The sequence below is a fragment of the Mesorhizobium sp. RCAM 05099 genome, from assembly GCF_059683685.1.
The window spans coordinates 1,148,774-1,171,066 of record NZ_CM185035.1; the positions used below are offsets into that span (position 1 = coordinate 1,148,774).

Annotated in this window: 28 protein-coding genes and 1 pseudogene; 14 read left to right on the forward strand and 15 right to left on the reverse strand. The window is 62.6% G+C overall.

What is annotated here, in order from left to right; translation table 11 throughout:
- Positions 1-226: 226 nt before the first annotated feature.
- Together AC56QQ_RS05615 and AC56QQ_RS05620 are read right to left on the reverse strand one after the other, a co-directional pair.
- Complete coding sequence (locus tag AC56QQ_RS05615; protein ID WP_497125868.1) at positions 227-1,522, reverse strand: NAD(P)-binding domain-containing protein; 1,296 nt, start codon at positions 1,520-1,522, stop codon at positions 227-229.
- Entirely contained in the window at positions 1,522-2,088 is a 567-nt protein-coding gene (locus tag AC56QQ_RS05620; protein ID WP_489858170.1) for an OsmC family protein, read from the reverse strand. Before AC56QQ_RS05620 ends, AC56QQ_RS05615 begins: the two co-directional genes overlap by 1 nt.
- A gap of 386 nt (positions 2,089-2,474) precedes the next feature.
- Between AC56QQ_RS05620 and AC56QQ_RS05625 the strand changes: the two genes are divergently transcribed.
- On the forward strand, positions 2,475-3,863 hold the full coding sequence (locus AC56QQ_RS05625) for a hypothetical protein (protein WP_497125869.1): 1,389 nt from the start codon (positions 2,475-2,477) through the stop codon (positions 3,861-3,863).
- A gap of 45 nt (positions 3,864-3,908) precedes the next feature.
- Here AC56QQ_RS05625 and AC56QQ_RS05630 read toward each other — a convergent pair whose 3' ends face one another.
- Positions 3,909-4,826 (reverse strand): polyprenyl synthetase family protein, encoded by a 918-nt coding sequence (locus tag AC56QQ_RS05630; protein WP_489858168.1) that lies wholly within the window; start codon positions 4,824-4,826, stop codon positions 3,909-3,911.
- A gap of 78 nt (positions 4,827-4,904) precedes the next feature.
- Here AC56QQ_RS05630 and AC56QQ_RS05635 point away from each other — a divergent pair, with 78 nt between their 5' ends.
- From AC56QQ_RS05635 to AC56QQ_RS05645, 3 genes are all read left to right on the forward strand, one after another.
- Complete coding sequence (locus AC56QQ_RS05635) at positions 4,905-5,666, forward strand: transglycosylase domain-containing protein (protein WP_489858167.1); 762 nt, start codon at positions 4,905-4,907, stop codon at positions 5,664-5,666.
- A gap of 140 nt (positions 5,667-5,806) precedes the next feature.
- On the forward strand, positions 5,807-5,989 hold the full coding sequence (gene rpmF, locus AC56QQ_RS05640; protein ID WP_008834724.1) for a 50S ribosomal protein L32: 183 nt from the start codon (positions 5,807-5,809) through the stop codon (positions 5,987-5,989).
- Between the two features lie 328 nt (positions 5,990-6,317).
- On the forward strand, positions 6,318-6,719 hold the full coding sequence (locus AC56QQ_RS05645; RefSeq protein WP_497125870.1) for a hypothetical protein: 402 nt from the start codon (positions 6,318-6,320) through the stop codon (positions 6,717-6,719).
- A gap of 18 nt (positions 6,720-6,737) precedes the next feature.
- Here AC56QQ_RS05645 and AC56QQ_RS05650 read toward each other — a convergent pair whose 3' ends face one another.
- The 3 genes from AC56QQ_RS05650 to AC56QQ_RS05660 all read right to left on the reverse strand — a co-directional run bounded on the left by AC56QQ_RS05650 (position 6,738) and on the right by AC56QQ_RS05660 (position 8,209).
- Positions 6,738-7,169: a GlcG/HbpS family heme-binding protein gene (locus AC56QQ_RS05650; protein ID WP_497125871.1), complete on the reverse strand. Its 432-nt coding sequence runs from the start codon at positions 7,167-7,169 to the stop codon at positions 6,738-6,740.
- 207 nt (positions 7,170-7,376) lie between these two features.
- Positions 7,377-7,610, reverse strand: a complete 234-nt coding sequence (locus AC56QQ_RS05655; RefSeq protein WP_256752658.1) for a hypothetical protein — start codon at positions 7,608-7,610, stop codon at positions 7,377-7,379.
- 77 nt (positions 7,611-7,687) lie between these two features.
- The gene (locus tag AC56QQ_RS05660) at positions 7,688-8,209 is read right to left on the reverse strand and encodes a winged helix-turn-helix transcriptional regulator (RefSeq protein WP_497125872.1); all 522 of its coding nucleotides are present in this window, start codon (positions 8,207-8,209) and stop codon (positions 7,688-7,690) included.
- A gap of 104 nt (positions 8,210-8,313) precedes the next feature.
- Between AC56QQ_RS05660 and AC56QQ_RS05665 the strand changes: the two genes are divergently transcribed.
- The 4 genes from AC56QQ_RS05665 (at position 8,314) to AC56QQ_RS05680 (ending at position 10,749) form a co-directional block, all read left to right on the forward strand.
- Positions 8,314-9,150 carry an alpha/beta fold hydrolase gene (locus AC56QQ_RS05665; RefSeq protein ID WP_497125873.1) on the forward strand — a complete coding sequence of 279 codons (837 nt, stop codon included), beginning with the start codon at positions 8,314-8,316 and terminating at the stop codon, positions 9,148-9,150.
- 125 nt (positions 9,151-9,275) lie between these two features.
- Positions 9,276-9,932 (forward strand): glutathione S-transferase family protein, encoded by a 657-nt coding sequence (locus tag AC56QQ_RS05670; RefSeq protein WP_497125874.1) that lies wholly within the window; start codon positions 9,276-9,278, stop codon positions 9,930-9,932.
- Positions 9,933-9,937: 5 nt separating this feature from the next.
- Positions 9,938-10,273, forward strand: coding sequence for an ArsR/SmtB family transcription factor (locus tag AC56QQ_RS05675; protein WP_489858161.1), 336 nt, complete (start codon positions 9,938-9,940; stop codon positions 10,271-10,273).
- A gap of 11 nt (positions 10,274-10,284) precedes the next feature.
- On the forward strand, positions 10,285-10,749 hold the full coding sequence (locus AC56QQ_RS05680; protein ID WP_489858160.1) for an SRPBCC family protein: 465 nt from the start codon (positions 10,285-10,287) through the stop codon (positions 10,747-10,749).
- A gap of 16 nt (positions 10,750-10,765) precedes the next feature.
- Here AC56QQ_RS05680 and AC56QQ_RS05685 read toward each other — a convergent pair whose 3' ends face one another.
- The 3 genes and pseudogenes from AC56QQ_RS05685 to AC56QQ_RS05695 form a co-directional block, all read right to left on the reverse strand.
- Positions 10,766-11,029: an ArsR/SmtB family transcription factor gene (locus tag AC56QQ_RS05685; protein ID WP_497125875.1), complete on the reverse strand. Its 264-nt coding sequence runs from the start codon at positions 11,027-11,029 to the stop codon at positions 10,766-10,768.
- A gap of 31 nt (positions 11,030-11,060) precedes the next feature.
- A pseudogene (locus tag AC56QQ_RS05690) lies at positions 11,061-12,320 on the reverse strand (MFS transporter); the annotation flags it as partial.
- Positions 12,321-12,397: 77 nt separating this feature from the next.
- A complete protein-coding gene (locus tag AC56QQ_RS05695) occupies positions 12,398-12,592 on the reverse strand; it encodes a DUF1192 domain-containing protein (RefSeq protein ID WP_497125876.1) in 195 nt (64 codons plus the stop codon).
- A gap of 121 nt (positions 12,593-12,713) precedes the next feature.
- Between AC56QQ_RS05695 and AC56QQ_RS05700 the strand changes: the two genes are divergently transcribed.
- The 3 genes from AC56QQ_RS05700 to AC56QQ_RS05710 all read left to right on the forward strand — a co-directional run bounded on the left by AC56QQ_RS05700 (position 12,714) and on the right by AC56QQ_RS05710 (position 15,291).
- Positions 12,714-13,724 carry an NAD(P)H-quinone oxidoreductase gene (locus tag AC56QQ_RS05700; RefSeq protein ID WP_497125877.1) on the forward strand — a complete coding sequence of 337 codons (1,011 nt, stop codon included), beginning with the start codon at positions 12,714-12,716 and terminating at the stop codon, positions 13,722-13,724.
- Between the two features lie 291 nt (positions 13,725-14,015).
- Positions 14,016-14,156: a DUF1127 domain-containing protein gene (locus AC56QQ_RS05705; RefSeq protein WP_013529236.1), complete on the forward strand. Its 141-nt coding sequence runs from the start codon at positions 14,016-14,018 to the stop codon at positions 14,154-14,156.
- A 439-nt stretch (positions 14,157-14,595) separates the two neighbouring features.
- Complete coding sequence (locus AC56QQ_RS05710; protein WP_091578658.1) at positions 14,596-15,291, forward strand: DUF1013 domain-containing protein; 696 nt, start codon at positions 14,596-14,598, stop codon at positions 15,289-15,291.
- Positions 15,292-15,355: 64 nt separating this feature from the next.
- Here the strand turns inward: AC56QQ_RS05710 and AC56QQ_RS05715 are convergent, their stop codons facing one another.
- From AC56QQ_RS05715 to AC56QQ_RS05730, 4 genes are all read right to left on the reverse strand, one after another.
- On the reverse strand, positions 15,356-16,075 hold the full coding sequence (locus AC56QQ_RS05715) for a helix-turn-helix transcriptional regulator (RefSeq protein WP_091578656.1): 720 nt from the start codon (positions 16,073-16,075) through the stop codon (positions 15,356-15,358).
- Positions 16,076-16,148: 73 nt separating this feature from the next.
- Positions 16,149-16,556 carry a hypothetical protein gene (locus AC56QQ_RS05720; protein ID WP_489858157.1) on the reverse strand — a complete coding sequence of 136 codons (408 nt, stop codon included), beginning with the start codon at positions 16,554-16,556 and terminating at the stop codon, positions 16,149-16,151.
- Positions 16,557-16,624: 68 nt separating this feature from the next.
- The gene (locus AC56QQ_RS05725) at positions 16,625-17,215 is read right to left on the reverse strand and encodes a DJ-1/PfpI family protein (protein WP_497125878.1); all 591 of its coding nucleotides are present in this window, start codon (positions 17,213-17,215) and stop codon (positions 16,625-16,627) included.
- A gap of 90 nt (positions 17,216-17,305) precedes the next feature.
- On the reverse strand, positions 17,306-17,473 hold the full coding sequence (locus AC56QQ_RS05730) for a hypothetical protein (RefSeq protein WP_497125879.1): 168 nt from the start codon (positions 17,471-17,473) through the stop codon (positions 17,306-17,308).
- A gap of 310 nt (positions 17,474-17,783) precedes the next feature.
- On the opposite strand from AC56QQ_RS05730, the gene AC56QQ_RS05735 reads away from it, so the two are divergent.
- From AC56QQ_RS05735 to AC56QQ_RS05745, 3 genes are all read left to right on the forward strand, one after another.
- A complete protein-coding gene (locus AC56QQ_RS05735) occupies positions 17,784-18,737 on the forward strand; it encodes a ring-cleaving dioxygenase (RefSeq protein WP_497125880.1) in 954 nt (317 codons plus the stop codon).
- A 100-nt stretch (positions 18,738-18,837) separates the two neighbouring features.
- A complete protein-coding gene (locus tag AC56QQ_RS05740) occupies positions 18,838-20,328 on the forward strand; it encodes an ArnT family glycosyltransferase (RefSeq protein ID WP_497125881.1) in 1,491 nt (496 codons plus the stop codon).
- Positions 20,329-20,411: 83 nt separating this feature from the next.
- A complete protein-coding gene (locus tag AC56QQ_RS05745) occupies positions 20,412-20,591 on the forward strand; it encodes a hypothetical protein (protein WP_032906964.1) in 180 nt (59 codons plus the stop codon).
- Between the two features lie 30 nt (positions 20,592-20,621).
- Here the strand turns inward: AC56QQ_RS05745 and AC56QQ_RS05750 are convergent, their stop codons facing one another.
- Together AC56QQ_RS05750 and AC56QQ_RS05755 are read right to left on the reverse strand one after the other, a co-directional pair.
- Positions 20,622-21,347, reverse strand: a complete 726-nt coding sequence (locus AC56QQ_RS05750) for an SGNH/GDSL hydrolase family protein (RefSeq protein WP_497125882.1) — start codon at positions 21,345-21,347, stop codon at positions 20,622-20,624.
- Positions 21,348-21,409: 62 nt separating this feature from the next.
- Complete coding sequence (locus tag AC56QQ_RS05755; RefSeq protein ID WP_489858152.1) at positions 21,410-22,150, reverse strand: DUF899 domain-containing protein; 741 nt, start codon at positions 22,148-22,150, stop codon at positions 21,410-21,412.
- Positions 22,151-22,293 lie beyond the last annotated feature (143 nt).

Sequence of the window (22,293 nt, forward strand, 5' to 3'; positions counted from 1 at the left end):
AGCGGCTATCGCTTGTGCATCCGCGCCGACGCCGCCGAGTTGGAATCGCGCCGCGCGGGATACGGAAGTCAGGCGCGGGATGGCCGTACTGTATTGCTCTGTCCTTGTGAGCAACTCACCGTCGGCGGTTAACACCGGTGCCCTGTATGGTTTGGAGCCGATGGCGTCCCTCTCGCCACCGGCAATCACCATGGGCAGCAATGTTGAAGCGTCCTCCAAAGCCGCCCTAGACTGCCATCGCGCGAAGACTCGACTTTGTTTGGCTCATCGACCTGTCGAGGTAGCCGGCGATATGGGCGCTGAGCTCGCGTACGTCGTCCTCAGCGCCGTGAATGAAACTCGATTTCCGGCGACGTAGGTATGGCAGCCCCAGCACATACACCCCAGGAGCGTCAACGACACCGCGATCATGCTTTAGGTCGCCCTTGCGATCGAAGACGGGCAAGTCCAACCATGAAAAATCCGGCCGAAAGCCGGTGGCCCATATCACCGTGCGAACGTCCTTGCCGAGTTGAAGCTCCAACTGTGGCGCCTCGCCAACGGAAGTGGGCGCGTAGCGTTCAATGGGACCTAAGTCAGACAGCGTGTTCCGCTCGGCCCATTGGTCGATCCAGGCGAGCAGCCGGTTCATCTTCAGGTCGGCGAGCGCGCAAACGTTGCGCAGCGATCCGGAGAATTGTGCCTTGGAGTCGCGGATGCCCATAAGGCGACCCACCACCTTAACCCCCTGTCCTTGCAGGACATTGAGGTCGAGCGTAGCGTGCTGGGGCGTGCCAACAAGCTGCGGGGATGGTACCCTACGGGCACGGTCGGGCTCGTCTACCTCCTCGATGCGCTGGTCCAATACTCCCGACGCAAGCATCCACCACTGGATATCGCGGTCTCGATAGACGCGCGGCAAACGCACGTGCTCTCCCACCGCGATCGTAACGGGCCGCCCGCTTCGCTGGATCTCCTCCGCAAGTTGCACGCCCGTGGCTGACCCGCCCACGACCAATACCCCGGCCCGAGCGAGTTGCTCCGGATTGCGGTAGGTGTGAGCCGAGAGCTGTTCGACGCTGGCAGGCATAGCCGATGCCAGGCGCGGCACGGTGGGTTTATTGAAGGCACCTGTCGCGAGCACGACGGCGCGGCACAGCCAGTCGCCGCGTGGCGTCGCTACCAGGTAGCCATCGCGGACTGGTACGACGCCGGTAACCGTAGTGCGCGTCACAACGGGAGCTGACGTATAGGTGGCATAAGCGGAGATGAAATCACCGACCTCGCCGACACTCATGTAGCCGTTAGGGTCGCCGCCTTGGTAGCCGTAGCCGGGAAGTCGCGTCATCCAGTTGGGCGTGAGCAGTCTCATGGAATCCCAGCGCTCTGTGCGCCAGGTGTTCGCGACCTCACCACGCTCAAGAACCACGTGCTTGAGCGAGCGCTGGCCGAGAAAATGGCTCATCGCCAGGCCGGAATGCCCGGCACCGATGACGACCACGTCAACGGTGCTGGCCACCCCGCGCAATGCGCGGGGTGTCATCACGATTTGCTCGTGGTGACCGTGACGTCGGTCGGATTGGAGATGACGTCGAAAACGGCCGAACGCTTCTGCGACTGCGCCACGAGTGCGGCGATATCCTCAGCGGTGGCATCCGCCTTGATGTCGTAGTGCACCTTGATGCCCTCGAATCCATTGCGCACTTCCGGGTCAATGCCGAGGATACCTTGGAGATCCATGCCGGCCTCGAGCGTCGCCTTGACTGAGTGGAGCTGGATGTTGCGGTTCTGCGCCACCGCTGCGATGCCCGCAGTCAGGCAACCTGCCAGGCCGACCAGCACAAACTCGACGGGCGTCGCGCCTTTGTCCTCGGATGCAAAGACCTCCGGGTGATCAGAGTCAAATTTGTAGGTTTGGCGATGCTGGTGTTCTTCGCCCAAGCCAAAAAAACCGTCGACGGTGGCTCGGTTGTGGGTTCCCTTGACCCATTCGCTGGTCGCGCGCCATTTGAAGCGGGCGGCTTCTGGGGTTTCTTTCAACGCCTCGCGAGCGCCAAGCAAGGCTGCGACGTTGACGCCATTCTGGGCGGTTTCTGTCTGGTTGGTCATTGATGTACTCCATAGAACATGAGGCCGAATTGATCGGCAGACGGGGGGACTTCGCATGGCTGTGTTGTACTTGGCGTGGGAGGGTGCGTGGAATCGTTCGGCATGGTCGGGGAAATTTGTAGGTGTCCTCTCGGTTTCGGCGACTTATGGACGGAACTGGCGGACGCCTAGACGCGCTGACGGAAGCCCCTCGCGACGCGGTGCTAGGCGACGCACCCAGACAGTCAGGGAGCTAGGCTCGCAAGCATGGTGGACCGCCAGCGCGTGGTGCTATCACGTGTTCGTGCGGACCGGCATCAGCCTGCCGTTTTCGCGTTCGGACAAGGGCGCGCCATGCCCTCCTGTGCGAAGCCGGAAGGCGGCATGAAATATTTTGCAGTGCAACATTGTGCGCTGCAGCAATCTCTGTTTTAGTCGCGACTAATGACGGGGCGATTGGAGTCGCGGCGACTCGCACAACGTGCAAGTTCGCTGCTGGCGATTGGGGTAGTGGAAAACATATGGCTGATCGAGAGATTTGGCTTGATGCCGCCAGGAGAGCCGGCGTCTTGCCCGACTTTGCTATGTCGAACGAGATTGTCCTCATCGTCGCTTCTATATCGATCCCTTGCGCGATCTATGTCCTGTTTCGACAATCACCGGACCCATGGTTTCGGGGAGCGCCCTTCGGCGCGCTGGCCCGTTTCATTGCCACGATACGGCATGGAATCGGGTGGAGGCTCGACGCATATGCCCGGTATGCGTCACTTCACCTCAAAGGCTATATAGCCAAGCAGTCGATTTCCCTGAGGTGGCTTTTCAGGCGGAAGGGCCGGCCAAGCGGATTGCAGGAGGGATTGATCATTTCCCTGACCTCATACCCGCCCCGTTTTGCCAGCCTGGCGCTTACGCTTCGATGCCTGCTTTCGCAGACCGTCTCCGCCGACAGGACCATTCTTTGGGTCACCGCGGAGGATTACAGGCTGCTGCCGGCGTCCGTTATCGATCTCAGGGATGAGGGACTGGAAATCCGATTTTGCAAGAACATCCGGTCATACAAGAAAATCATACCGGCGCTCCTGGCTTTTCCCAATTCCTATATCGTCACGGCGGATGACGATGTTTATTATTCTTCCAGGTGGCTCGAGGAACTTGTCGAGCTTGCCGGCAAGGGCACCATCGTTTGCCATCGCGCCCACTCCGTCAAATTCGACGAAGGTGGTCAGATGGAGCCCTATGACAAATGGGGCTACGAAGCAGCAGGCAAGGGGTCACTGCTTTTTCCAACCGGCGTCGGAGGCGTGCTTTATGGTCCGGGCTCGCTTTCTCCCGATGTGCTGGACGACGAAGCCTTTATGCAGCTTTGTCCCCAGGCTGACGATGTATGGCTGTTCTGGATGGGCCGGCGCGCGGGCAGCGACTACGTCAAGACCAGGAAACGCTGGTCCGAGGTGCCGTGGAGCGGGACGCAAGGGTCCGCGTTGCATCTGACCAATGTCGCCGGCAAAGGGAATGACGAGCAGATCAAGTCGATGGTGAACCGGTATGGGTTGCCCAGTCGGTCGGGTGAGCTGAAGCGACGGCCTTTCAATGCCGACGAGATGATCGCCAGGATTCAGCGGATGCTCGACACGCAGGGCATTTTGACCGCGGACGAATGTCGTTCGATATGGGCGGATGGCCCGACAAACACCGCGCCAATCCCACTTGCCGTGCCTTCGCCCGATATTACCGGAGTGGTCGAGGCGCCGGCGGAGGTCACGGCCGATGCGGCTATTCCAGCCGCCCACTCCTGAGGCAAATCGGTGCCGAGGTGACGCAATGTCCGGCGCCTCTCGCGGTCAGCTGTTACGCGCAGCCACGAATTTCGCCGCTTCCTTCAGAAGCAGGGCACTGTCGCCGTAAGGCTCGAGCAATTCATGGGCCTGTTCGACGAGGCCGTTAAGCTGACCGCGCGCCCAGGCCGCACCGTGCAGCGCCACCAGCGTCGCCTTGCCGGCGGCGGCGTCCTTGCCGGTCGCCTTGCCCATCTGGCTGGCATCCGCGGTCAAGTCGAGCAGGTCGTCGGCGAGCTGGAAGGCGAGGCCGATCGCGGAGCCGAATTCGGCCAGCCGCTCACGATCCTCGGCGGCAGCGCCGGCAATGAGCGCGCCGGCCTCGCAGGCAAAGCGGATCAGCGCGCCGGTCTTCATCGCTTGCAGCCGGATGATGCCGGTCTCGTCCGGCGGCGCCTGTTCAGCTTCGAGATCGAGCGTCTGGCCGCCGACCATGCCGCCGGCGCCGGCCGCGCGAGCCAGCGCCAGCACAAGGGCGGCCCGCCGCTCCGCCGGCAACACGGTCGCCTCGCCGGCGATGATGTCGAAGGCCAGCGTCAGCAAGGCGTCGCCGGCCAGGATTGCGGTTGCCTCGTCGAACGCCCTGTGCACGGTCGGCTGGCCACGGCGCAAATCGTCGTCGTCCATGGCGGGCAGATCATCGTGGATCAGCGAATAGCAATGCACGCATTCAAGTGCCGCCGCGACGCGCAGCGCTGCCTCGCCATCGGCGGAAAAAAGTGCCGCACTTTCCATGACCAGGAAAGGGCGCAGGCGCTTGCCGCCGTTCAGCACGCCGTGACGCATCGCCGCCATCAGACGGTCGGGCCGCGCGATCTCGCCCGAAAGCGCGCGGTCGTCGAGCAGCCGCCGCAGCAGCGCCTCGACGGCGGCTGCCCGTGCAATAAGCGCCATTTCGAACGCTATTTCGTCGTCATTCGTCATGGTCGGGACCGGTAGCCGACACTCAGACGTTGCGCAAGAAGCCAAGCGCCATTATGCCGGAGCAGGGAGAAGCACGGGTTGGGCGGCTTGGCGGAACCGATCGTCGATCATGAAACCGAAAAGCTGGACATGGCGACGAGATCGAGAGGCGTGAACCGTCGCGGTCTCAAACGCTGGGTCCGGCGTGGCATCGTCGTGGCCGCGGTGCTGGCGCTTATACCTATGGTGCTGACGTTCCTCTATCTGCCATCGTTCGTGCATCCGATATCGACGCTGATGCTGAAGGACCTGGCGACGTTCTCCGGCTATGACCGCCGCTGGGTTTCGATCGATGATGTCGCGCCGGTGCTGGCGCATTCAGTCATCATGTCGGAGGACGGGCAATTCTGCTTTCACCGTGGCGTCGATCTCGGCGAGTTGAGGGGCGTCGTCGACGACGCGCTGGCTGGCGAGGCGACGCGCGGCGCCTCGACCATCACCATGCAGACGGTGAAGAACCTCTATCTCTGGTCGCGGCCGCTGGGCTCGGTGCGCAAGATTGTCGAACTGCCGCTGGCCATCTATTTCGACGCGGTGATGTCGAAACGGCGCATCATGGAAATCTATCTCAACATCGCCGAGTGGGGGCCGGGCATCTATGGCATCGAGGCGGCGGCACAGCACCATTTCGGCATTTCGGCAAAACAGCTGTCGCGAAGGCAGGCGGCACTGCTCGCCGTCACCTTGCCAAATCCGATCGCCCGCAATCCGGCCAAGCCCGGGCCGGGCCTGAGACGGCTCGCCAATTTGATCGAGCGGCGCGCCGGCCGCTCGGGCGCCTATGTCGGCTGTCTGCAGTAGCCAGCTCAAAAAAATTCAAGGCAGTGCTGGCCAAAACGGCACAGGGCGTGTATAGGCACCCGACTTTCTCAGATTTAGGCCCCGACATGGCCCTTTCACGAGGGCGGGCGGGGCTTTTGACCATGTAGTGGAGCATATCCATGGCCGTTCCGAAACGCAAAACCTCTCCGTCCAAGCGCGGCATGCGCCGCTCGGCCGACGCCCTCAAGGCCCCGACCTATGTCGAGGACAAGAATTCCGGCGAAATGCGCCGTCCGCATCACATTGACCTGAAGACCGGCATGTATCGCGGTCGCCAGGTGCTGACGCCCAAGGAAAGCTGAGAGCAGCTTTTTTTGAAGTCCTGAGTTAGCGAAGACCGGCCAGTGGCCGGTCTTTTTGCGTTTGGCGGTGCCGATAGCCTGCGTCTCACGGCTCGGGGTCATCGCCGGCACCTTCCAGGCCTTTGCGGTTGAAGCCCGCTTTTCTTTGGCGGTGAAGGGCCAGCGCCCCGATCCATTCAAGTGTCGAGCTGCAACCGTGTCGGCAGGGCAGCCGGCTGACACGGTTGTTGCATGCGGTCTTCGACCGTGTTCGACGCTCCAGCCGAAAAATCTTGACGGCGTGCCTGTGGCGCATTCTACAAAGGATTGCCCCACATGGAGACGCCAGATGTTCGGTGCCGTCCCGCTGCTTATCGTGCCTTTCGTGCTCTACAATCTCGGCCTGCTGGGGATATTCGGCAGCGGTGACGATCCGTGGGCGAGCGAAATCTTCTCATTCAGCATGATGTCGGGCGGTGTGTTCACGATGACGCTGGGCGACCTGATCGTTCTGATCGGGCTGATCTTCCTGTTCGTCGAAATGGTGAAGTCGGTGCGCACGACCAGCGCCTCGATCATGGACCATCTTCTATCGACGCTGGTCTTCGTCGCCTTCCTGGTCGAGTTCCTGCTGGTGAAGGGCGCGGCCCATTCCGTCTTCTTCACGCTGATGGTCATCGCGCTGTTCGATGTGCTGGCCGGCTTCGCGGTGTCGATGCGGTCGGCGAGCAGGGACATCAACGTCAATTAGAGCCGAGGCTCCGGCGTCTCAGCCTGGATCGGCGGTGAAGCCGGCGGCCTCGATGCCGGCGATGGCGGCGTCTTCATCATTGTCCGACGTGTCGCCGGAAATGCCGACGGCACCGATGATGGTGCCGGCCTTGTCGCGGATCAGCACGCCGCCGACCACCGGCAGCACGCGTCCACCCGACACGTCGGAGATGCCGGCGACGAGATGCGGACGCTCCTTGGCGAAGGCCTCGACCCGGCGCGAACCCATGCCGATGGCCAGCGCGCCATAGGCCTTGCCTGCCGACATCTGCGGGCGCAGGAACGAGGCGCCGTCTTGGCGCTGGAAGGCGACCAGATGGCCGCCGGCGTCAAGCACCGAGACGCCGAGCGGCTTGAGCTTGAGATCGGCGCCCCTGGCGAAGGCGGCATCGATGATCTGGACGGCTTTTTCGAGCGGCAGTGCGGTCATGGCAGTCTCCTGGTTGAAAGCGCGTCAATCATTGACCGTCGACCGGCAAGGGCGAAATCCCGGTTTCGGTTGAAATTGCTTCGCGCGATGAGGTGGAATGGAAAGCGGCGGCATGGCCTGGATCGTGTCCTTTACCGACACCATCCGGACTTGGCGTTGCCGTTTGCATGGTTCCAGACAGGCAGCCGATGGTACCGGCCGGTCGCGCTATTTCTTCTTGGCGCGTGCCGGCTTCTTGGCCGGTGCGGCAGGCGGGTTGGCAAGGTCTTCCGCTTCCTTGGCGAGCCGGAGCGCCCGCAGCTTGTTGGTCTTGGCCTGGCGGGCGTCGCTCTCGGCGACGTATTCGGCCATGGCCTTCTGGCGGACGGTCGCCGCCTCTTCCTGCTTCTTGAAGCGCAAGTCGGCGCGCGCGCGGGCAGCATCCCGAGAGTTCTCAACCAAGACCTTATCCAATCCCGTGAATTGTGATTTTCCGCTTCTTCTAGCAGAGCCGGGCTCCAAACGGGAAAATAAGTTGGTCAAGCGGCCGTGCTGGCCCCGAGGGCCTTGCTGGCGACCACGGCCTCGTAGGCGGCCTGCAAGGTCGCGCGCACGGTGGCGTCCGCCGGCGTATCGAGCGGCATGCCGAGATGCTCATGGCGCAACTCGTCCATGAACTTGTCCCACATCGGCGGCCCGCCCTTTTCCAGCAGTTCGGCGCGGATCGAAAGTTCCTCGCTAGTCGGCAACCAGACGCGGCCCCAGGCACCGAGATGGGCGAGGATCGGCACCAGCGTGATGGCCATCTCGGTCAGGCTGTAGATCGCCTTCTGCTTGTGGCTGGGATCGTCGGCCTTGGTCAGCATGCCGAGTTCCATCAGCCGCTTCAGCCGGTCGGCGAGGATGTTGGAGGCAATGCCTTCCATCGATCCGTTGAGCAGCTCGCGAAAATGGCGTTTGCCGCCGAAAATCATGTCGCGAAGGATGATCAGGCTCCAGCGATCGCCGAACACTTCGAGCGACAGATTGATCGGGCAGCCGGACCGGTGATCGAGGCTCATTCAAATTTTCTCCACAAAACCGGTTGCATTATCGTATCGGTCTGACTATTGTGCAACCGATTGCAAAATGCAATCGGTATTGCAGGAGAGGAGACAGCGCCGCCATGACGACGATCGAACGCCCCGAAATCATCTCCGAGGCCTTTGGCGATCCGGCAAATCCACCGCTGCTGCTGATCATGGGCGCGATGGCCTCGATGCTGTGGTGGCCGGAGGCGCTGTGCCGGAAGCTCGCCGACGCTGGCCTGTTCGTGATCCGCTATGACAATCGCGACACCGGCCGCTCGACCAAATATCCGCCGGGAAAGCCGCCCTACACGTTCGACGACATGGCGGACGATGCGATGCGTGTTCTCGACAGCCATGGTCTCCAGAGCGCGCATGTGGTCGGTATGTCCGCGGGCGGGATGATCGCCCAGCTGGTGGCGTTGAAACACCCCTCGCGCGTCATCTCGCTGACGGTGATCAGCAGTTCGCCAATGGGGATGGACACGTCGCTTCTGCCCGGCACGACCGCGGCCTATATCGAGCACTCCACCGAGGGAGTGAAGGTCGACTGGTCGAACCGCGACCAGGTGGTCGATTTCATCGTCAAGGACGCGCGGGCGATCGCAAGCACCGCGCATCCGTTCGACGAGGCGCGGATGAGAGCCTTCGTCGAGCAGGACTACGACCGCTCCGGCGGCTTCGAGAGCGCGACCAATCATTTCATGCTCAAGGGCGGCGACGCTTGGAAGGGCCGCCTGCGCGAGATGACGGCGCCGCTGTTGGTCATCCACGGCACGGCGGATCCGATCTTTCCGGTCGAGCATGGCGAGGCGCTGGCCGAGGGGGTGTCCGGCGCGAAAATTGTCCGCATCGAAGGCGGCGGCCACGAACTGCATCCGGAAGACTGGACGGTGATATCGGCGGCAATCGTCGCCCACACCCGAGCCAGCTAAGGCGGGATGGGTGGGGTCTTGACGAGCAAGGCTCGCCGCAATAGTTAAGTAAATGCTTCAGTGTTTAACCCTTGGCAGATGGCAAGGCACCCGCCACCGACGACCCTTGAAACAGGCGAGAAAAAATGTCCCTGACGCTTCATTTCCATCCGCTGGCCTCCTTCTGCTGGAAGCCGCTCATCGCGCTCTACGAGAACGGCATACCGTTCACACCGGTCATCGTCGATCTCGGCAATGCCGAGTCGCGCGCGGCCTTCCTGAAGATTTCGCCGAGCGGCAAGATGCCGGCGCTGCGCGACGATGCGCGCCACCGCACGGTGCTGGAATCAACCATCGTCGTCGAATATCTGGCCGCGCACTATCCGGGGCCGGTCGAACTCGTTCCCGCCGACACCGATCTGGCGCTGGCAGTCCGCCAGGCTGATCGCTTCCATGATTTCTATGTCCAGGAGCCGATGCAGAAGATCGTCGGCGACCGGTTGCGCCCGGAAGGCAAGACCGACCCATTCGGCGTCGAGCAGGCTCGCGCCCAGCTGCGCAATTCCTACGCCATCATCGAAGAGGACATGCGGTCGAAGAGCTGGGCGATGGGCGAGGTCTTCACCATGGCCGATTGCGCGGCGTCTCCCGCGCTGTTCTACGCCAACAAGGTCGAGCCGTTCGGAGACAGATATCCCGCCGTGAAACGTTATCATGACCGCCTCGTGCAGCGGCCCGCCTTCGCGCGCGTGATCGAGGAAGCGCAGCCCTACTTCAAGCTTTTTCCCTACAACAATGGCTGATCGCGATGCTGCATGATCCTGCCCAGCTCGACCTGATGTTCCAGGCGCTCGCCGATCCGGCACGGCGACAGATGGTCGACCGGCTGTCGCGAGGTCCTGCTTCGGTCAGCCAGCTGGCCGAGCCGCTGGCGATGTCGCTGTCGGCCGTCGTTCAGCATCTGAACCTGTTGGAGGCGAGCGGCCTTGTCCGCACACAGAAGCTTGGCAGGGTGCGCACCTGCCAGATCGAACCCACGGCGTTGAAAGCGGCGGAACACTGGATCAATGAGCGGCGTCGCGCCTGGGAGCGCCGGCTGGACCGGCTGGGCGAGTTTCTCGCCGAAACCAAGGATGAGACTTGAAGGAGGCGATCATGACCAAACGTTCCGTCGTCCATTCCACCTTCGTCGTCGAGCGCCTCTACCCGGCGGCGCCGTCGAGGGTCTTCTTCGCGCTCAGCAATCCGGCCGCAAAGCGGCGCTGGTTCGTCGATCCTCACGACCCGACACCCAGCCGGCATGAAATGGACTTCCGCGTCGGCGGCAAGGAGGTCAATGCCGGCTGCCCGAGCGACGGACAGATGCATTATTTCAACGCGGTCTATCAGGACATCGTGCCCGACCAGCGCATCGTCTACAGCTACGAGCTGCTGTTCGGAGAAACCCGCGTCTCGGTGTCGCTGACAACGATCGAACTTGTTGCCGAGGGCAATGGCACACGGCTCGTCATGACGGAACAGGGCGCCTTCCTCGACGGCCATGATATTTCCGCCACGCGCGAACATGGCACGGGTGAGCTGCTCGACGCGCTCGGCGCGTTCCTGGGTGCCGAAGCCTGATCGTGTGCTGCTTCAGTCAGGCTTCCCAGAACTGATCGAGCCAGATGTTGAGTTTGAGGAAGCCGGCGTTGCTGACCGCATAGACGCGCCTTGTTCCTTCCGGCCTGGCGTTGACCAGGCCGGCATTGAGCAGCACTTTCAGATGCTGCGACACGGCTGGACGCGAGACCGGCAGCCCGGCGGCCAATTCGTTGACGGTTTTAGGGCCGCGCCGAAGTTCTTCCAGAAGATGGCGCCGGTGGGGGTCGGCAATCGCCATGAAGGCGTCGGAAAAGATCATGCCTCATTTGTGAGGCAAAGCTTTTCGAATCTCAACCGTCTGCTTCTGCTTTTCTTCGCGGGTCAAGCCGCAATGCTTCCGGTGTCACCGAGCGATCGGCTGGTTGCGTGGTGAACGCGTCGCGATCTCCGACCGGCACCGGGGCACGGCGGCTGATGCGCAGCAGTGTATAACCCGCCAGGCAAAGATGCGCGAAGGCGGTCGCCAGGAACAGGCCTTCCGGGCGCATCCAGCCCATCAGGGCCGCGGCCAGCAAGGGGCCGATCATCGTGCCGAAGCCATAGAGCAGCAGCAGGCCGCCCGATACCTTGACGAAATCCTCTGATCGGGCGTGGTCGTTGGCGTGCGCCACCGCGATCGAATAGAGCGTGTAGGCGAACGCGCCGTAGGCGGCGGTGAAGACGATGACAAAAATGCCCGAGCGTGGCTCGAAAAGGAAGATCGCCAGCGCAAAAAAGGCCGCGCCGAAGGCCGCGCCGGCCAGCACGAAACGCCGATCGGTCTTGTCGGAGAGACGTCCGGCCGGAAGCTGCATGGCCGCACCGGCAACGACCACCAGGCTCATCATCAAGGCGATCTCGGCGGTGGAAATACCGATGCGGGCGCCATAGACGGCGCCCAGCGTGCCCCAGGCGCCGTTGGCGATGCCGATCAACACGCAAGCGACCGCCGACACCGGCGAGTTCGCATAGAGCCCCCTGACGTCGAGCGAGACATCCTGCAGCGGCTTGGGGTGCGAGGCGGTCGAGACCGCGGTCGGAATGAGCGACAGGCAAAACAGGATGCCGGTGATCATGAACAGTGATGCCGATTTCACGTCGCCTCCGGCGACGATCATCTGCCCGCCCATGATCGAAGCGTAGGTGACCATCATGTAGAGGCCGAAGACGGTGCCGCGGTTCTCGTTGGTGGCCTTCTCGTTGAGCCAGCTTTCGATGACCATGAAGGCGCCGGCCATGGTGAAGCCAGTGAAAGCGCGCAGCAGGATCCAGACATATTCATCAATGATCAGCCCGGTCAGCAGCGCCACGATGGCGCCCGACGCGGCAAAGGCGCCGAAGGCGCGCACATGGCCGGCTCGGCGCACGATGCGCGGGGCGAAGAAACAGCCGGTTACGAAGCCGCCGGCCCAGGCCGTGCCCATCAGGCCGAGCGATGCGGTCGAGAAGCCTTCCAGTTGACCCCGCAGCGGCAACAGCAGCCCGTGTAATCCAGACGCCGCGAGCAGGAAGGCGGTGCCGCGAAGCAGCGAGAGGATCGGTCTGTAGGTTGCGAACATTTTTTGATCCGGCTCGAGTTTGGCGGGGCGGTGGGTCTGAAGACAGTCGCATTCGGGCTTTTCGGCGGCGAGCTCTCCGGCCCACCCGTCTATCCGCGGCGGAACAGGGCCTCGGCGGCCGATTTGGTGTTGTCCTTGGCCCTGAGTTCGCTTTCCAGCCGGACGATCTCGTCGCGCAGGATGCCGATCCGCTCGGTCAATTCACCGACCGAAAGCAGCGACAGGTCCTGCCCGATCTCGTGCGGGCGGGCCTTCTTCTTGGGTTCGTCGTCGAAGATCGCCATCGTCGCTCCTCCCTCCGCTAAACCGGATTGGCCATTTGCCTGATTTGCCAATGAGCATACATAGGGCAGGGGCGTCGATGCAAACAGCCGATCGGAACGGCGAGGAAAGACGGGAAACTTCATGGCGAGCGGACAGAGAATTCCGGCAAGGATGACGGCCATAGCGATCTCGGAACCCGGTGGTCCCCGGGTGCTGAAACCGGAAACGCGTGACGTGCCGCAGCCGGGACCCGGCGAGATCCTGATCAAGGTGCATGCGGCCGGCGTCAACCGGCCCGACGTGCAGCAGCGCAAGGGCGCCTATCCGCCGCCGCCCGGTGCGTCGGACCTGCCGGGCCTCGAGGTGTCGGGCGAAGTGGCCGCCCTTGGCGACGACATATCGCGCTGGCGCATCGGCGACCGCGTCTGCGCGCTGACGCCGGGCGGCGGCTATGCCGAATATGTCAAGGTTCATGCCGGCAGCGTGCTGCCGTTGCCCGCCGGCTTTACCCATACCGAAGCGGCGGCGGTGCCGGAAAACTACTTCACGGTCTGGCACAATGTGTTCGAGCGGGGCGGCCTGAAGAGCGGCGAGACGCTGCTCGTCCATGGCGGCTCGTCCGGCATCGGCACCACGGCGATCCAGCTTGCCTCGGCCTTCGGTGCCTATGTCATCACCACTGCCGGCAGCAAGGAAAAGTGCGACGCCTGCCTGAAGCTCGGCGCCGCCCGGGCGATCAATTATCGCGAAGAGGATTTCGTTGCCGCGGTGAAGGAGGCAACCGACGGCAAGGGCGCCAATGTCATCCTCGATATGGTCGGGGGCGACTATGTGGCGCGAAACTACGAGGCCGCGGCGATAGAAGGCCGCATCGTCCAGATCGCCGTGCAAGGCGGCGCGGTGGCCAGCGCCGACTTTTCGAAGATCATGGTCAAGCGGCTTACCCACACCGGGTCGACGCTGAGGCCGCGCACGGTCGAGTTCAAGGCGGCGATCGCGGCCGCGCTGGAGGCGCAAGTGTGGCCGCTGCTCGGCACGCGCAAGGTGGCTCCGGTCATGGATATGATCCTCCCGCTCAGCGAGGCCTGGCGGGCTCATGAGCGGATGGAGGAAGGCGAGCATATCGGCAAGATCGTGCTCGATGTCGGTTAGGCCGTATCGATATCCAGGTGATGCCGGCCTGCTAATGACGGCGCCCTGCGCTTCCGGTGCTCACGTACTTAAGGACGCTCCGCTCCGGTTCTCGGAAGCCACCATTTTCGACTCGGCCTGACCTGAATCTCGAGACGTCCTGGGCGTGCGCGTCCCTGCCTAAAAGCTGAACAAGAGCTTAATGGTGCAATGCAGCATTTGCATCATTGCTATGCAAAATCGGTCATTCAAGTCCCGATCGATGATCACTATTTGTGCATCATCGAAACGAACAATCCTTGGAGGACTATCATGAACCCGATCCGCGCTTTCCGTAACTGGCGCATGTACACCGAGACCGTGCGCGAACTGAACCGCCTCAATGCACGTCAGCTCAGCGACCTCGGCATCAACCGCGCCGACATCGAAAAGATCGCCCGCAGGGCCATCTGATGTTGAGCATGGTCCGTTCCAAGAACCGGACCATGCTGTAGAAGCAAGAGCCGAAGCAGGCGGTTTTGCCGTCGCCGGTTCCGAGCCCGCTGGACCCTGTCCGGCGGGTTTTGTCTTTTGGGGCCGGTTGGCCTCAGTTTCCCGCAAGAAATCTCGGCAGGCGAGGGATCGGTTGCCGCCGACGCCGCCATCAAGACCGGGCGTGCCTATCTCGGTCGGATTTTCGCCAGACAGACACCCGCCAGCATGGCCAGCTTGTCTGGCTGCCAAGGAGCGGGGAGCCGTTTCGATAGCCGCAGGGTCCCCGGCTTCTGGCCGATTGCTTCCAAAAACATTGCGAAACGACCCGAGAGCGGTTATACAGGCCGCGAATTTCCCATTTTGGTGGCTCTAAACCACCGCCCGCGCGGGAACGCGGGCGAACGAGAAGGATTTTTGAATGGCCAATACGCTGCTGATGCCCAAGGCGACCGCCGTCTGGCTGGTCGACAACACCGCGCTCTCCTTCGAGCAGATCGCACAGTTCTGCGGGCTGCATCCGCTCGAGGTCAAGGCGATCGCCGACGGCGAATCGGCGCAAGGCATCAAGGGCATGGATCCGATCATGACCGGCCAGTTGACCCGCGACGAAATCGCGCGTGCCGAAAAGGACCCGAACCAGCGCCTGAAGCTTTCGGATCCCAAGGTGCGGGTGCCGGAGTCCAAGCGCAAGGGGCCGCGCTACACGCCGCTGTCGAAGCGCCAGGACCGGCCGAACGCAATCCTGTGGCTGGTGCGCAACCATCCCGAGCTCAAGGACGCGCAGATCTCGCGTCTGGTCGGCACCACCAAGTCGACGATCGAGCAGATCCGCGAGCGCAAGCACTGGAACTCGGCCAATCTGCAGCCGATGGATCCGGTAACCTTGGGCCTTTCCTCGCAGATCGACCTCGACATGGAAGTCAACCGTGCTTCGCGCGGCCGCGAGCAGGCGCAGCCCGTCGGCGATACGCTGCTGCCGGCGGCCTTGACCGAGCGGCTGGTGCCGGCTCCCGAGAAGCCGAAGGATGAGGATGCCGAACTGGATGCCAACGCCGTCTTCGCCAAGCTCTCGGCCCTGAAGTCGAAGAATACAGACAACGACGACGACCAGTGAGGTCTTTTGACCACGCAAGAAAAAAGCCCGCTTCGAGCGGGCTTTTTTGTGCGGTCCGGCAGTCTCAGGTTCGCGCCGCGCGATCCGGCGCCATGCCGTAGTCCTCGCTACGCTCCACGGCCCGGTAGAAGTCGGCAAGCTGCTTGCCGCGCTCCGGCTTGAAGATGCGGCCGGCGATGACCACCGAGGCGATGCGATCGATGCGGAAGGCGCGAAAATCGTCGCGCATCTCGCACCAGGCGACCAGCGTCCACACCTTGCCCCAGAACCACAGGCCGAGCGGGCGGATATCACGCGCGGTGCCGCGCCCGGCCTCGTCCGAGTAGTCGATGGTCAGCACCTGCCGCTTCTCGACCGCGCGCTCGATCAGGTCAATCGCTTCGCGGGCGGCGTCGCTGACCACCCACATCGGCGTGTGGATCTCGGTGCGGGCGATGCGGTCCTTTTCGGCGTCGGGCAGCACGGCGCCGATCTTGACCAGCGCCTCGTCGGCGGCACGCGCCATGGCAGCGCCGCCAAAGGCGCGCACCATGCGGGCGCCGGCAACCAGCGCTACGATCTCATCACGCGTGAACATCAGCGGCGGAAGGTCGAAACCCTCCCTCATCATGTAGCCAACGCCGGCCTCGCCGTCGATCGGCACCCCGGTCGACTGCAGGTCGGCGATGTCGCGGTAGATGGTTCGCTCGGAAACCTCGAGCCACGTGCCGAGCTTCTGGGCGGTGACCAGACGGCCACCACGCAGATGCTGCACTATCTGAAAGAGCCTGTCGGCGCGGCGCATCGTATGGTTCCTCAGTGTTGTTTCTATGCATGTCGTGGCCCCAAAAGCGGTGCCCGTTCCTGGGCGGCATGCACTATGGTTTCAGTCCTTCGCGCTTGCGCTGCGCGGCGACGAATTCCGCGCCGAAGGACAATTTCCTCGTTGTCGGCGTCTTCGCGTCGAGCACGCGCCAGAAGGGTGCTATGTCGCTCAACGCCATGCCGCGCTCGAGATCCTCAATGGCCGCTTCAGCGACAGTGCGCAAATGATAGCCTGTTGTGACCGGGCATGTCACTTCGGCGCCATGCTCGACGGCAAGTGCCGTGCGCAGTGCACGGACGTCCATCTCGACGCCTTCGGGAATCGAGCGGATGAAATCGTCGACCTGTCGCGGCGTCGGGACCAGCATCGGCTGGCCCTCGATGACGTCTCCCATCGTGCGTGGTGTCGGCTTGACGCCATTGATACCAGGCGTGTTCAGCCTGTCATTCCAGCTTTTCATCGATCGTCAACTCCACAGCCGATGTGCAGTGATCTGCACCATCGCACGCGGCTCCTGACAGCATTCTGTCAGGAGCCTTCAGCATATTCCTTGGCAAACAGCGTCCGCATCTGCGCGAGATCGCTGCCTCTTCCGGGATAGAGCGTCTTCAGAAAGGCAAGAGCGAAGGTGCCGGGCGCCGAACCCGGCGCGGAAACGACCGTGCCGTCGGCCACCGCATGCGGCACGTCCTGATAGTTGCGGTCGCCGGCATAGCCGGCTTCGTGACGGTTGATCCAGTCGCGGCCATTGCTGGTGTGCCTGACCTTTTCGAACACGCCGGCCCGGGCCAGCGCCAGCGTCCCAGCGCAGATGCCGCCAACGACGCTGCCGCGCGACGCAACGGATTGGAGCAGTTCGGCGACATCCGGTGGCGCCTTGCCAAACCACTGGTCGGAGCCAATGACGGCGACGGCGTCGAGATCGGCATTCTCATCGGCGCCGGCCGAGCGGTCAGGCACCAGCCGAAAACCGCTGATCCCTGTCACCGGCTTGCCGTCCGGCGTCAGCGACACGGCGCGGGCACCGAACCACTCGACCGCCGATGCCGCCAACAGCCCATACTCCCAGTCGGCAAAGCCTTCGATGAAAAGAAAGCCGATTGTCTTCTGCTCGGACATAAGCTCGCTCCATCCCACGCGCGCCGGACCTTGTTTTCATATCTGGGCGTTGGCGCGCCCACATCCAACCGCTGTGTCGAAGAATTCGTCTCAATTGCCGCGAGGGCGACGGTCGGCATACATGTCCGGCCAGCCGATATCCTTGCGAATGTCCGCCGGTAGCGAGTTCATGAACCGCTGGGTGCGGATCTCATTGCGCATCGTGCGTATCTTGCCGACATACTGCTGCATGCCGCGCAGAATGGTAAAACCGTTCATGGCTATTCTCCTCTCTATGACTGGAGGCACTATCGCATACCCCTCCTGACAGCAGTCTGTCAGGAGGATGGCAGGGCGCGCGGCGACAGTTGAGACCGGCGCGTTTCGCTGGGAAAGCATCGATCTTGAAACATCACACCGTGCTCTCGGCAGGCTGCGCAGGCAGCCGATCGTTCACCGCTAGAAGAACGGTTCGGTCGCTATTGTTCATCGCCCGGCGACGGACCGTCAGGATATATGGCCTTCAGCGCCTTGGCCGCGGTTCTGATATGAAGGGAGAAAATTCTTCCCCAGAAACAGGGAGACGACCATGAGCCTGCAACTGACAGGAATCCATCATCTGACCGCCATCACCGCCAATGCGCCAGGTAATCTTCACTTCTATACGAAGGTGCTGGGCCTGCGGCTGGTCAAGAAGACGGTGAACCAGGACGATACCTCGGCCTACCATCTCTTCTATGCCGATGGCGAAGCGACACCGGGCACCGACCTCACCTTCTTCGACTGGCCGGTTGGCCCTGAGCGGCGCGGGACGCACAGCATCGCGCGGACCAGCCTCCGGGTCGGCAGCCGGGAGAGCCTTGCCTGGTGGAAGCAGCACCTCACCGGTGAAAACGTCGTGACCGGAGAGATTGCCGATATTGGCGGCTATCCGTCGCTGGATTTCGAGGACCCCGAAGGCCAGCGCCTGCGGCTGGTCAGCGATGGCGGCAACGGCGACAGCCATGCCTGGGCGCAAAGCCCGGTGCCGGTCGAACACCAGATCCGCGGGCTTGGGCCGATCGTCATCAGTGTTCCCGACATCACCAACACCGAAGCGGTGCTGACAAGGGTGATGAACATGCGCAAGGTCCGCGACTATGCCTCACCGGACGGCGAGGGCCACGTCCATGTCTTCGAAATGGGCGAGGGCGGGCCGGCGGCGGAGCTTCATGTCGCCGTGCAGCCTGGGCTGGCGCCCGCAAGACAAGGCGCGGGCGCGGTTCATCACGTTGCCTTCAGGGCGCCAGACCAGGAGACGCTGCATCAATGGACCGCCCGTCTGGCCGAGTTCCATCTGCCGTCGAGCGGCGAGGTCGAGCGTTACTACTTCCGCTCGCTCTATTTCCGCGAGCCGAACGGCATCCTTTTCGAGATCGCCACCGACGGGCCGGGGTTCACCGCCGACGAGCCGCTTGAAACATTGGGCGAAAGCCTTGCCTTGCCGCCGTTCCTCGAACCGAAACGCGCCTCGATCGAGGCAGGGCTGAAGCCGCTAAGATAATACGTCTCTCGGGGACGAGCGCGGGGAGCGCTTTGACAGCCGGCCGTGATGCTGGTCAAAAAGACGGCATGTCGAAGCTCCTTGCGTCCGTTGTCAGGCCATGATCGTCGGCCAGCCGATCAAGCCGGCCGGCTGGGTCGGTCTGGCGAAGCGGGCCGATTCCCAAGTGCCGGCTATCCTGGTGCTGGCAACGATCTCGGCATCGCTCGCCTTCTACAACATCGACTTCCCGTTCGGGATCCAGCCGGACGAGTCGCTCAAAGTGGCGTTTGCCGCGGGGCAGCACGACAATTACGCGCATCCGCCGTTGATGATCGTATTGGCCCGCTTTGCCGGATGGCTTTCCGGGGCGTCGAACGAACACAACTACTTGCTGGCCGGCCGGAGTGTCAGTGCCTTGGCCTGCGTCGCGGCAAGCGTCCTCTTCCATGTCATCTTGCGACGCTACGCAGACGGTATCAACGCCTTCCTATGGGCCTGTGTTTTCGCGACGTCGCCAGCCATCGCGGTTCATGCGCATTATTTCAAGGAAGACGCTGTCCTGGTCTTCGCCATCTGTGTCGGGCTGCATGCACTGGTGCGGTTGAAGGAGCAGGTCACCGCGGTCAATCTCGTCTATTTCGGATTTGCGCTCGGGCTTGCCGTTACGGCGAAATATGCGGGCGCCGGCAACAGCCTCGTTCTTTTCATCGTGGCGATAGTCTACTGCAGGCTCAACATCAGACAGGGCATCATCGTTGCCGCTACGGACGCGCTGACGGTGGTCGCGATATTCGGCGTGTCGCTGTTGACCGAGACCGGAAGCGGACTTTCAACCGTCATCAAAGGCCTTGGCTCGGAACTGAAACACGCTGAAACGGGCCACGATCTCAAGGAATGGTTCTGGGAGGGCTACGGGCTCACGCATTTCCGCTACCATCTGATTCCCAGCCTCACCGGCCCGACCGTGGCTATCGCCCTTGGGACAATCGCCGTCGCCATCATCGCCGACCGCAACAGATATGTCGCCACTTACGCGGGTGCGGCTTTGCTTTGGCTCTTCCTGCTCGAGCTCTCGCCGCTCAAGCTGGTCGGCTTGATGCGTTACATCTTGCCGGTGGTGGTCTATCTGCTGCTGGCGGCCGGTATCGCCTGCTCCAGGTCGATTGCACCCCGAAACCGGCTGATCGCCACCGCGCTTGGGCTCGTCGCCATTATTGCGAGCGCGCATGCCGGCATGGCCTATGTCGCGAACCTGGACCGGGAAACCGATACCCGCTTTGCGGCGATGCGCTTTCTTGAACGGCAAGGCATCACGCGCTTTGTGGTGGATTTTCCAATGGGAGAACCGGCTCCAGAAACCAGGGACTATCGCAATCTTTCGTCAGTCGACTACCTCGTGTCGCTGAAATTTCAGCGATACCTGCGTGGCGGGGGGCTGAGCGAGCAAGACCCGAGAATATATGAGCTTGCCGGCATGTTCCGCTGCCTCGATGGTCATATGGCAGCGCAATTTTCGAAACCATATGGCGACTATGGCTACGTCGCGCCGACAGTCAGGATCTATGACCTGCGCGATGCGCGAGCCTGCGCCCCCGAGCACGGACCGTAGGCGACCGGGGTCAGTCCCTGCGGAGACATGGAGCTTCTGGCTGCGACCTGCGTTTTGGAAGCAGGTTTTGACAGCCGGCCGCGTTGCTGGTCAAAGGCGGCATGTCGAAACTCCTCGCGCTCGTGATTGTTGGCATCATGGTCATCCAGCTGATCAAGCCGCTCGGCTGGCCGGGGCTGAAACGGCGCAGTGACTTCTGGAAGCTCGCGCTGCTGGCGATGGCGGCGATTTCGATAACCGCTGTTCTGGGGCATTGGGCGTAGCGAGGTGGCGACGGGTGTTGCCGGTTGCCGCTACACCGGGCGTTGCTCGCCCAGCACCAGGCCGACCAGATGTTCCGCCCAGGCCCGGTAGCCAGCCTCCGAGGCATGAAAACCGTCGGAAGCAAAACCGGCTTCAGGGTTGGTGATCGGCAGGCGGGTCGCCGGCACCGCGCCGCGTTCAAGGCAAAGGCGTTCGCCCATGCGGTTCATCTCGGTGGCGCGGATCTCGAGGATCTTGCCGAGCAGCGAGGGCATGGCCGGTGCGCGGGTGAATTCCAGTACCGGCGACCAGACCACGCGCGCTTCCGGCCATTTCGCACGCAGCGCGTAGAGCAGGCCGCCGAACTCCTTCTTGAAGCGCGGCACCGAATGAAAATTCTTGGTGTCGTTGGTGCCGATGGCCAGCACGATATGCGTCCACGGATCCGCCGACAGATTGGGCAGGACATGGTCGCGGATCTGGCCCGATGTCGCCGAATTGAAGCCGGCCGCCCGCCAGCGCACGGCGCGGCCGGTGCGCTGCGAAATCAGCACGGCGAGTTGCGCGGCAAGTCCGTCCTCGGAATTGCCGATGCCGACCGAGGCGGCCGAGGAATCACCAAGCACCAGAAGCGAGATCGCCGGCGCCTTGCCGGCGAGATCGTGCATGACCGGCCCCTGCGCAGGCAACATGCGCGTGGTGCGGCGGCGCACGCCGAGGCCTTGCCAGACGTAGATCGGGAAGGCGAGCCAGGTGAGAAGGGCCGGGAAGCGCATGGCAATACCGTGGAATGATCTGCGGCAGCTTTAGCGCATGTTTTGCCGAAGATGAACGCTCTTCAATCGCAGCAACTTGGCGGCGCTACCAGCCTGTCCTGATATTCGTCGTGCAGCCGCACCCAGTCCATCAGGCCGTTGTAGGGGCCAGTTTCGTTGCGGCCCTTCGGTGTCATGTCGAGGTAATCATAGGTGCCGATCAACGCCTCGCCGCCGCGGGCGCGCGACATGAAGGTGAGGAAGATGTCGCCATTTTCATCTCGGTAGAAAACACTGGTGCCGGGAAGTTCCTTTGACGTCCGCGGACGGGTCTCGAAATTGTACGTGGTGTCACCGGCGGCGATCTGCTTGTCGGTGAAGGAGACCTGCATATCGAAGTTGAAATCCGAGGCGTAGGACGACACCCAGTCGAACTTCCAGCCCATGCGTTGCTTGTAGGGCAAAAGCTCAGCCAGCGGCGCGCGCGAGACCACAATCAGCGACACGTCGTGGTGCCTCAGATGCTGGTTTGCGCCGTCGATATGGTCTGCAAGGAACGAACAACCCTCGCAATGATGCGTGCACCCCGGTCCGAACATGAAGTGATAGACGATCAGCTGGCTATTGACGCCAAACAGGTCGGCCAGTTTCCTTGGCCCTTGCCCGGTCTCGAAAACATAGTCCTTCCTGATCTTCAGCCAGGGCAGTTCACGCCGTTCAGCCGCGATGCGTTCGCGAAGTCGCGTCAGTTCCTTCTCACGCGCCAGATGCGCCTTGTGCGCCTGGTACCAGTCTTCGCGCGAAACCACTTTGTTGCGATGCATGAGCCTCTCCCTGTCTGTCATCCCAAGGACGTTTGGGAAGGGCACAAACCGACATCGCCACTGTTTGTTTGAGCGTGATCTCTGGACAAACGGGCTCCCGTTTGTCCGAGAAAACCGGATTCCCCCTTTCGGGATCATGCTCA

Bases quoted from the DNA above. Each gene is read 5' to 3' on its own strand.
- AC56QQ_RS05710 (WP_091578658.1), top strand. From the start codon at position 14,596: ATGGCCAATACGCTGCTGATGCCCAAGGCGACCGCCGTCTGGCTGGTC.
- AC56QQ_RS05650 (WP_497125871.1), bottom strand. From the start codon at position 7,169: ATGACCGCACTGCCGCTCGAAAAAGCCGTCCAGATCATCGATGCCGCC.
- AC56QQ_RS05715 (WP_091578656.1), bottom strand. From the start codon at position 16,075: ATGCGCCGCGCCGACAGGCTCTTTCAGATAGTGCAGCATCTGCGTGGT.
- AC56QQ_RS05675 (WP_489858161.1), top strand. From the start codon at position 9,938: ATGCTGCATGATCCTGCCCAGCTCGACCTGATGTTCCAGGCGCTCGCC.
- rpmF (WP_008834724.1), top strand. From the start codon at position 5,807: ATGGCCGTTCCGAAACGCAAAACCTCTCCGTCCAAGCGCGGCATGCGC.
- AC56QQ_RS05740 (WP_497125881.1), top strand. From the start codon at position 18,838: ATGATCGTCGGCCAGCCGATCAAGCCGGCCGGCTGGGTCGGTCTGGCG.
- AC56QQ_RS05665 (WP_497125873.1), top strand. From the start codon at position 8,314: ATGACGACGATCGAACGCCCCGAAATCATCTCCGAGGCCTTTGGCGAT.
- AC56QQ_RS05755 (WP_489858152.1), bottom strand. From the start codon at position 22,150: ATGCATCGCAACAAAGTGGTTTCGCGCGAAGACTGGTACCAGGCGCAC.
- AC56QQ_RS05750 (WP_497125882.1), bottom strand. From the start codon at position 21,347: ATGCGCTTCCCGGCCCTTCTCACCTGGCTCGCCTTCCCGATCTACGTC.
- AC56QQ_RS05660 (WP_497125872.1), bottom strand. From the start codon at position 8,209: ATGAGCCTCGATCACCGGTCCGGCTGCCCGATCAATCTGTCGCTCGAA.
- AC56QQ_RS05725 (WP_497125878.1), bottom strand. From the start codon at position 17,215: ATGTCCGAGCAGAAGACAATCGGCTTTCTTTTCATCGAAGGCTTTGCC.
- AC56QQ_RS05630 (WP_489858168.1), bottom strand. From the start codon at position 4,826: ATGACGAATGACGACGAAATAGCGTTCGAAATGGCGCTTATTGCACGG.
- AC56QQ_RS05695 (WP_497125876.1), bottom strand. From the start codon at position 12,592: ATGGCGATCTTCGACGACGAACCCAAGAAGAAGGCCCGCCCGCACGAG.
- AC56QQ_RS05680 (WP_489858160.1), top strand. From the start codon at position 10,285: ATGACCAAACGTTCCGTCGTCCATTCCACCTTCGTCGTCGAGCGCCTC.
- AC56QQ_RS05705 (WP_013529236.1), top strand. From the start codon at position 14,016: ATGAACCCGATCCGCGCTTTCCGTAACTGGCGCATGTACACCGAGACC.
- AC56QQ_RS05700 (WP_497125877.1), top strand. From the start codon at position 12,714: ATGGCGAGCGGACAGAGAATTCCGGCAAGGATGACGGCCATAGCGATC.
- AC56QQ_RS05730 (WP_497125879.1), bottom strand. From the start codon at position 17,473: ATGAACGGTTTTACCATTCTGCGCGGCATGCAGCAGTATGTCGGCAAG.
- AC56QQ_RS05735 (WP_497125880.1), top strand. From the start codon at position 17,784: ATGAGCCTGCAACTGACAGGAATCCATCATCTGACCGCCATCACCGCC.
- AC56QQ_RS05615 (WP_497125868.1), bottom strand. From the start codon at position 1,522: ATGACACCCCGCGCATTGCGCGGGGTGGCCAGCACCGTTGACGTGGTC.
- AC56QQ_RS05645 (WP_497125870.1), top strand. From the start codon at position 6,318: ATGTTCGGTGCCGTCCCGCTGCTTATCGTGCCTTTCGTGCTCTACAAT.
- AC56QQ_RS05670 (WP_497125874.1), top strand. From the start codon at position 9,276: ATGTCCCTGACGCTTCATTTCCATCCGCTGGCCTCCTTCTGCTGGAAG.
- AC56QQ_RS05720 (WP_489858157.1), bottom strand. From the start codon at position 16,556: ATGAAAAGCTGGAATGACAGGCTGAACACGCCTGGTATCAATGGCGTC.
- AC56QQ_RS05685 (WP_497125875.1), bottom strand. From the start codon at position 11,029: ATGATCTTTTCCGACGCCTTCATGGCGATTGCCGACCCCCACCGGCGC.
- AC56QQ_RS05620 (WP_489858170.1), bottom strand. From the start codon at position 2,088: ATGACCAACCAGACAGAAACCGCCCAGAATGGCGTCAACGTCGCAGCC.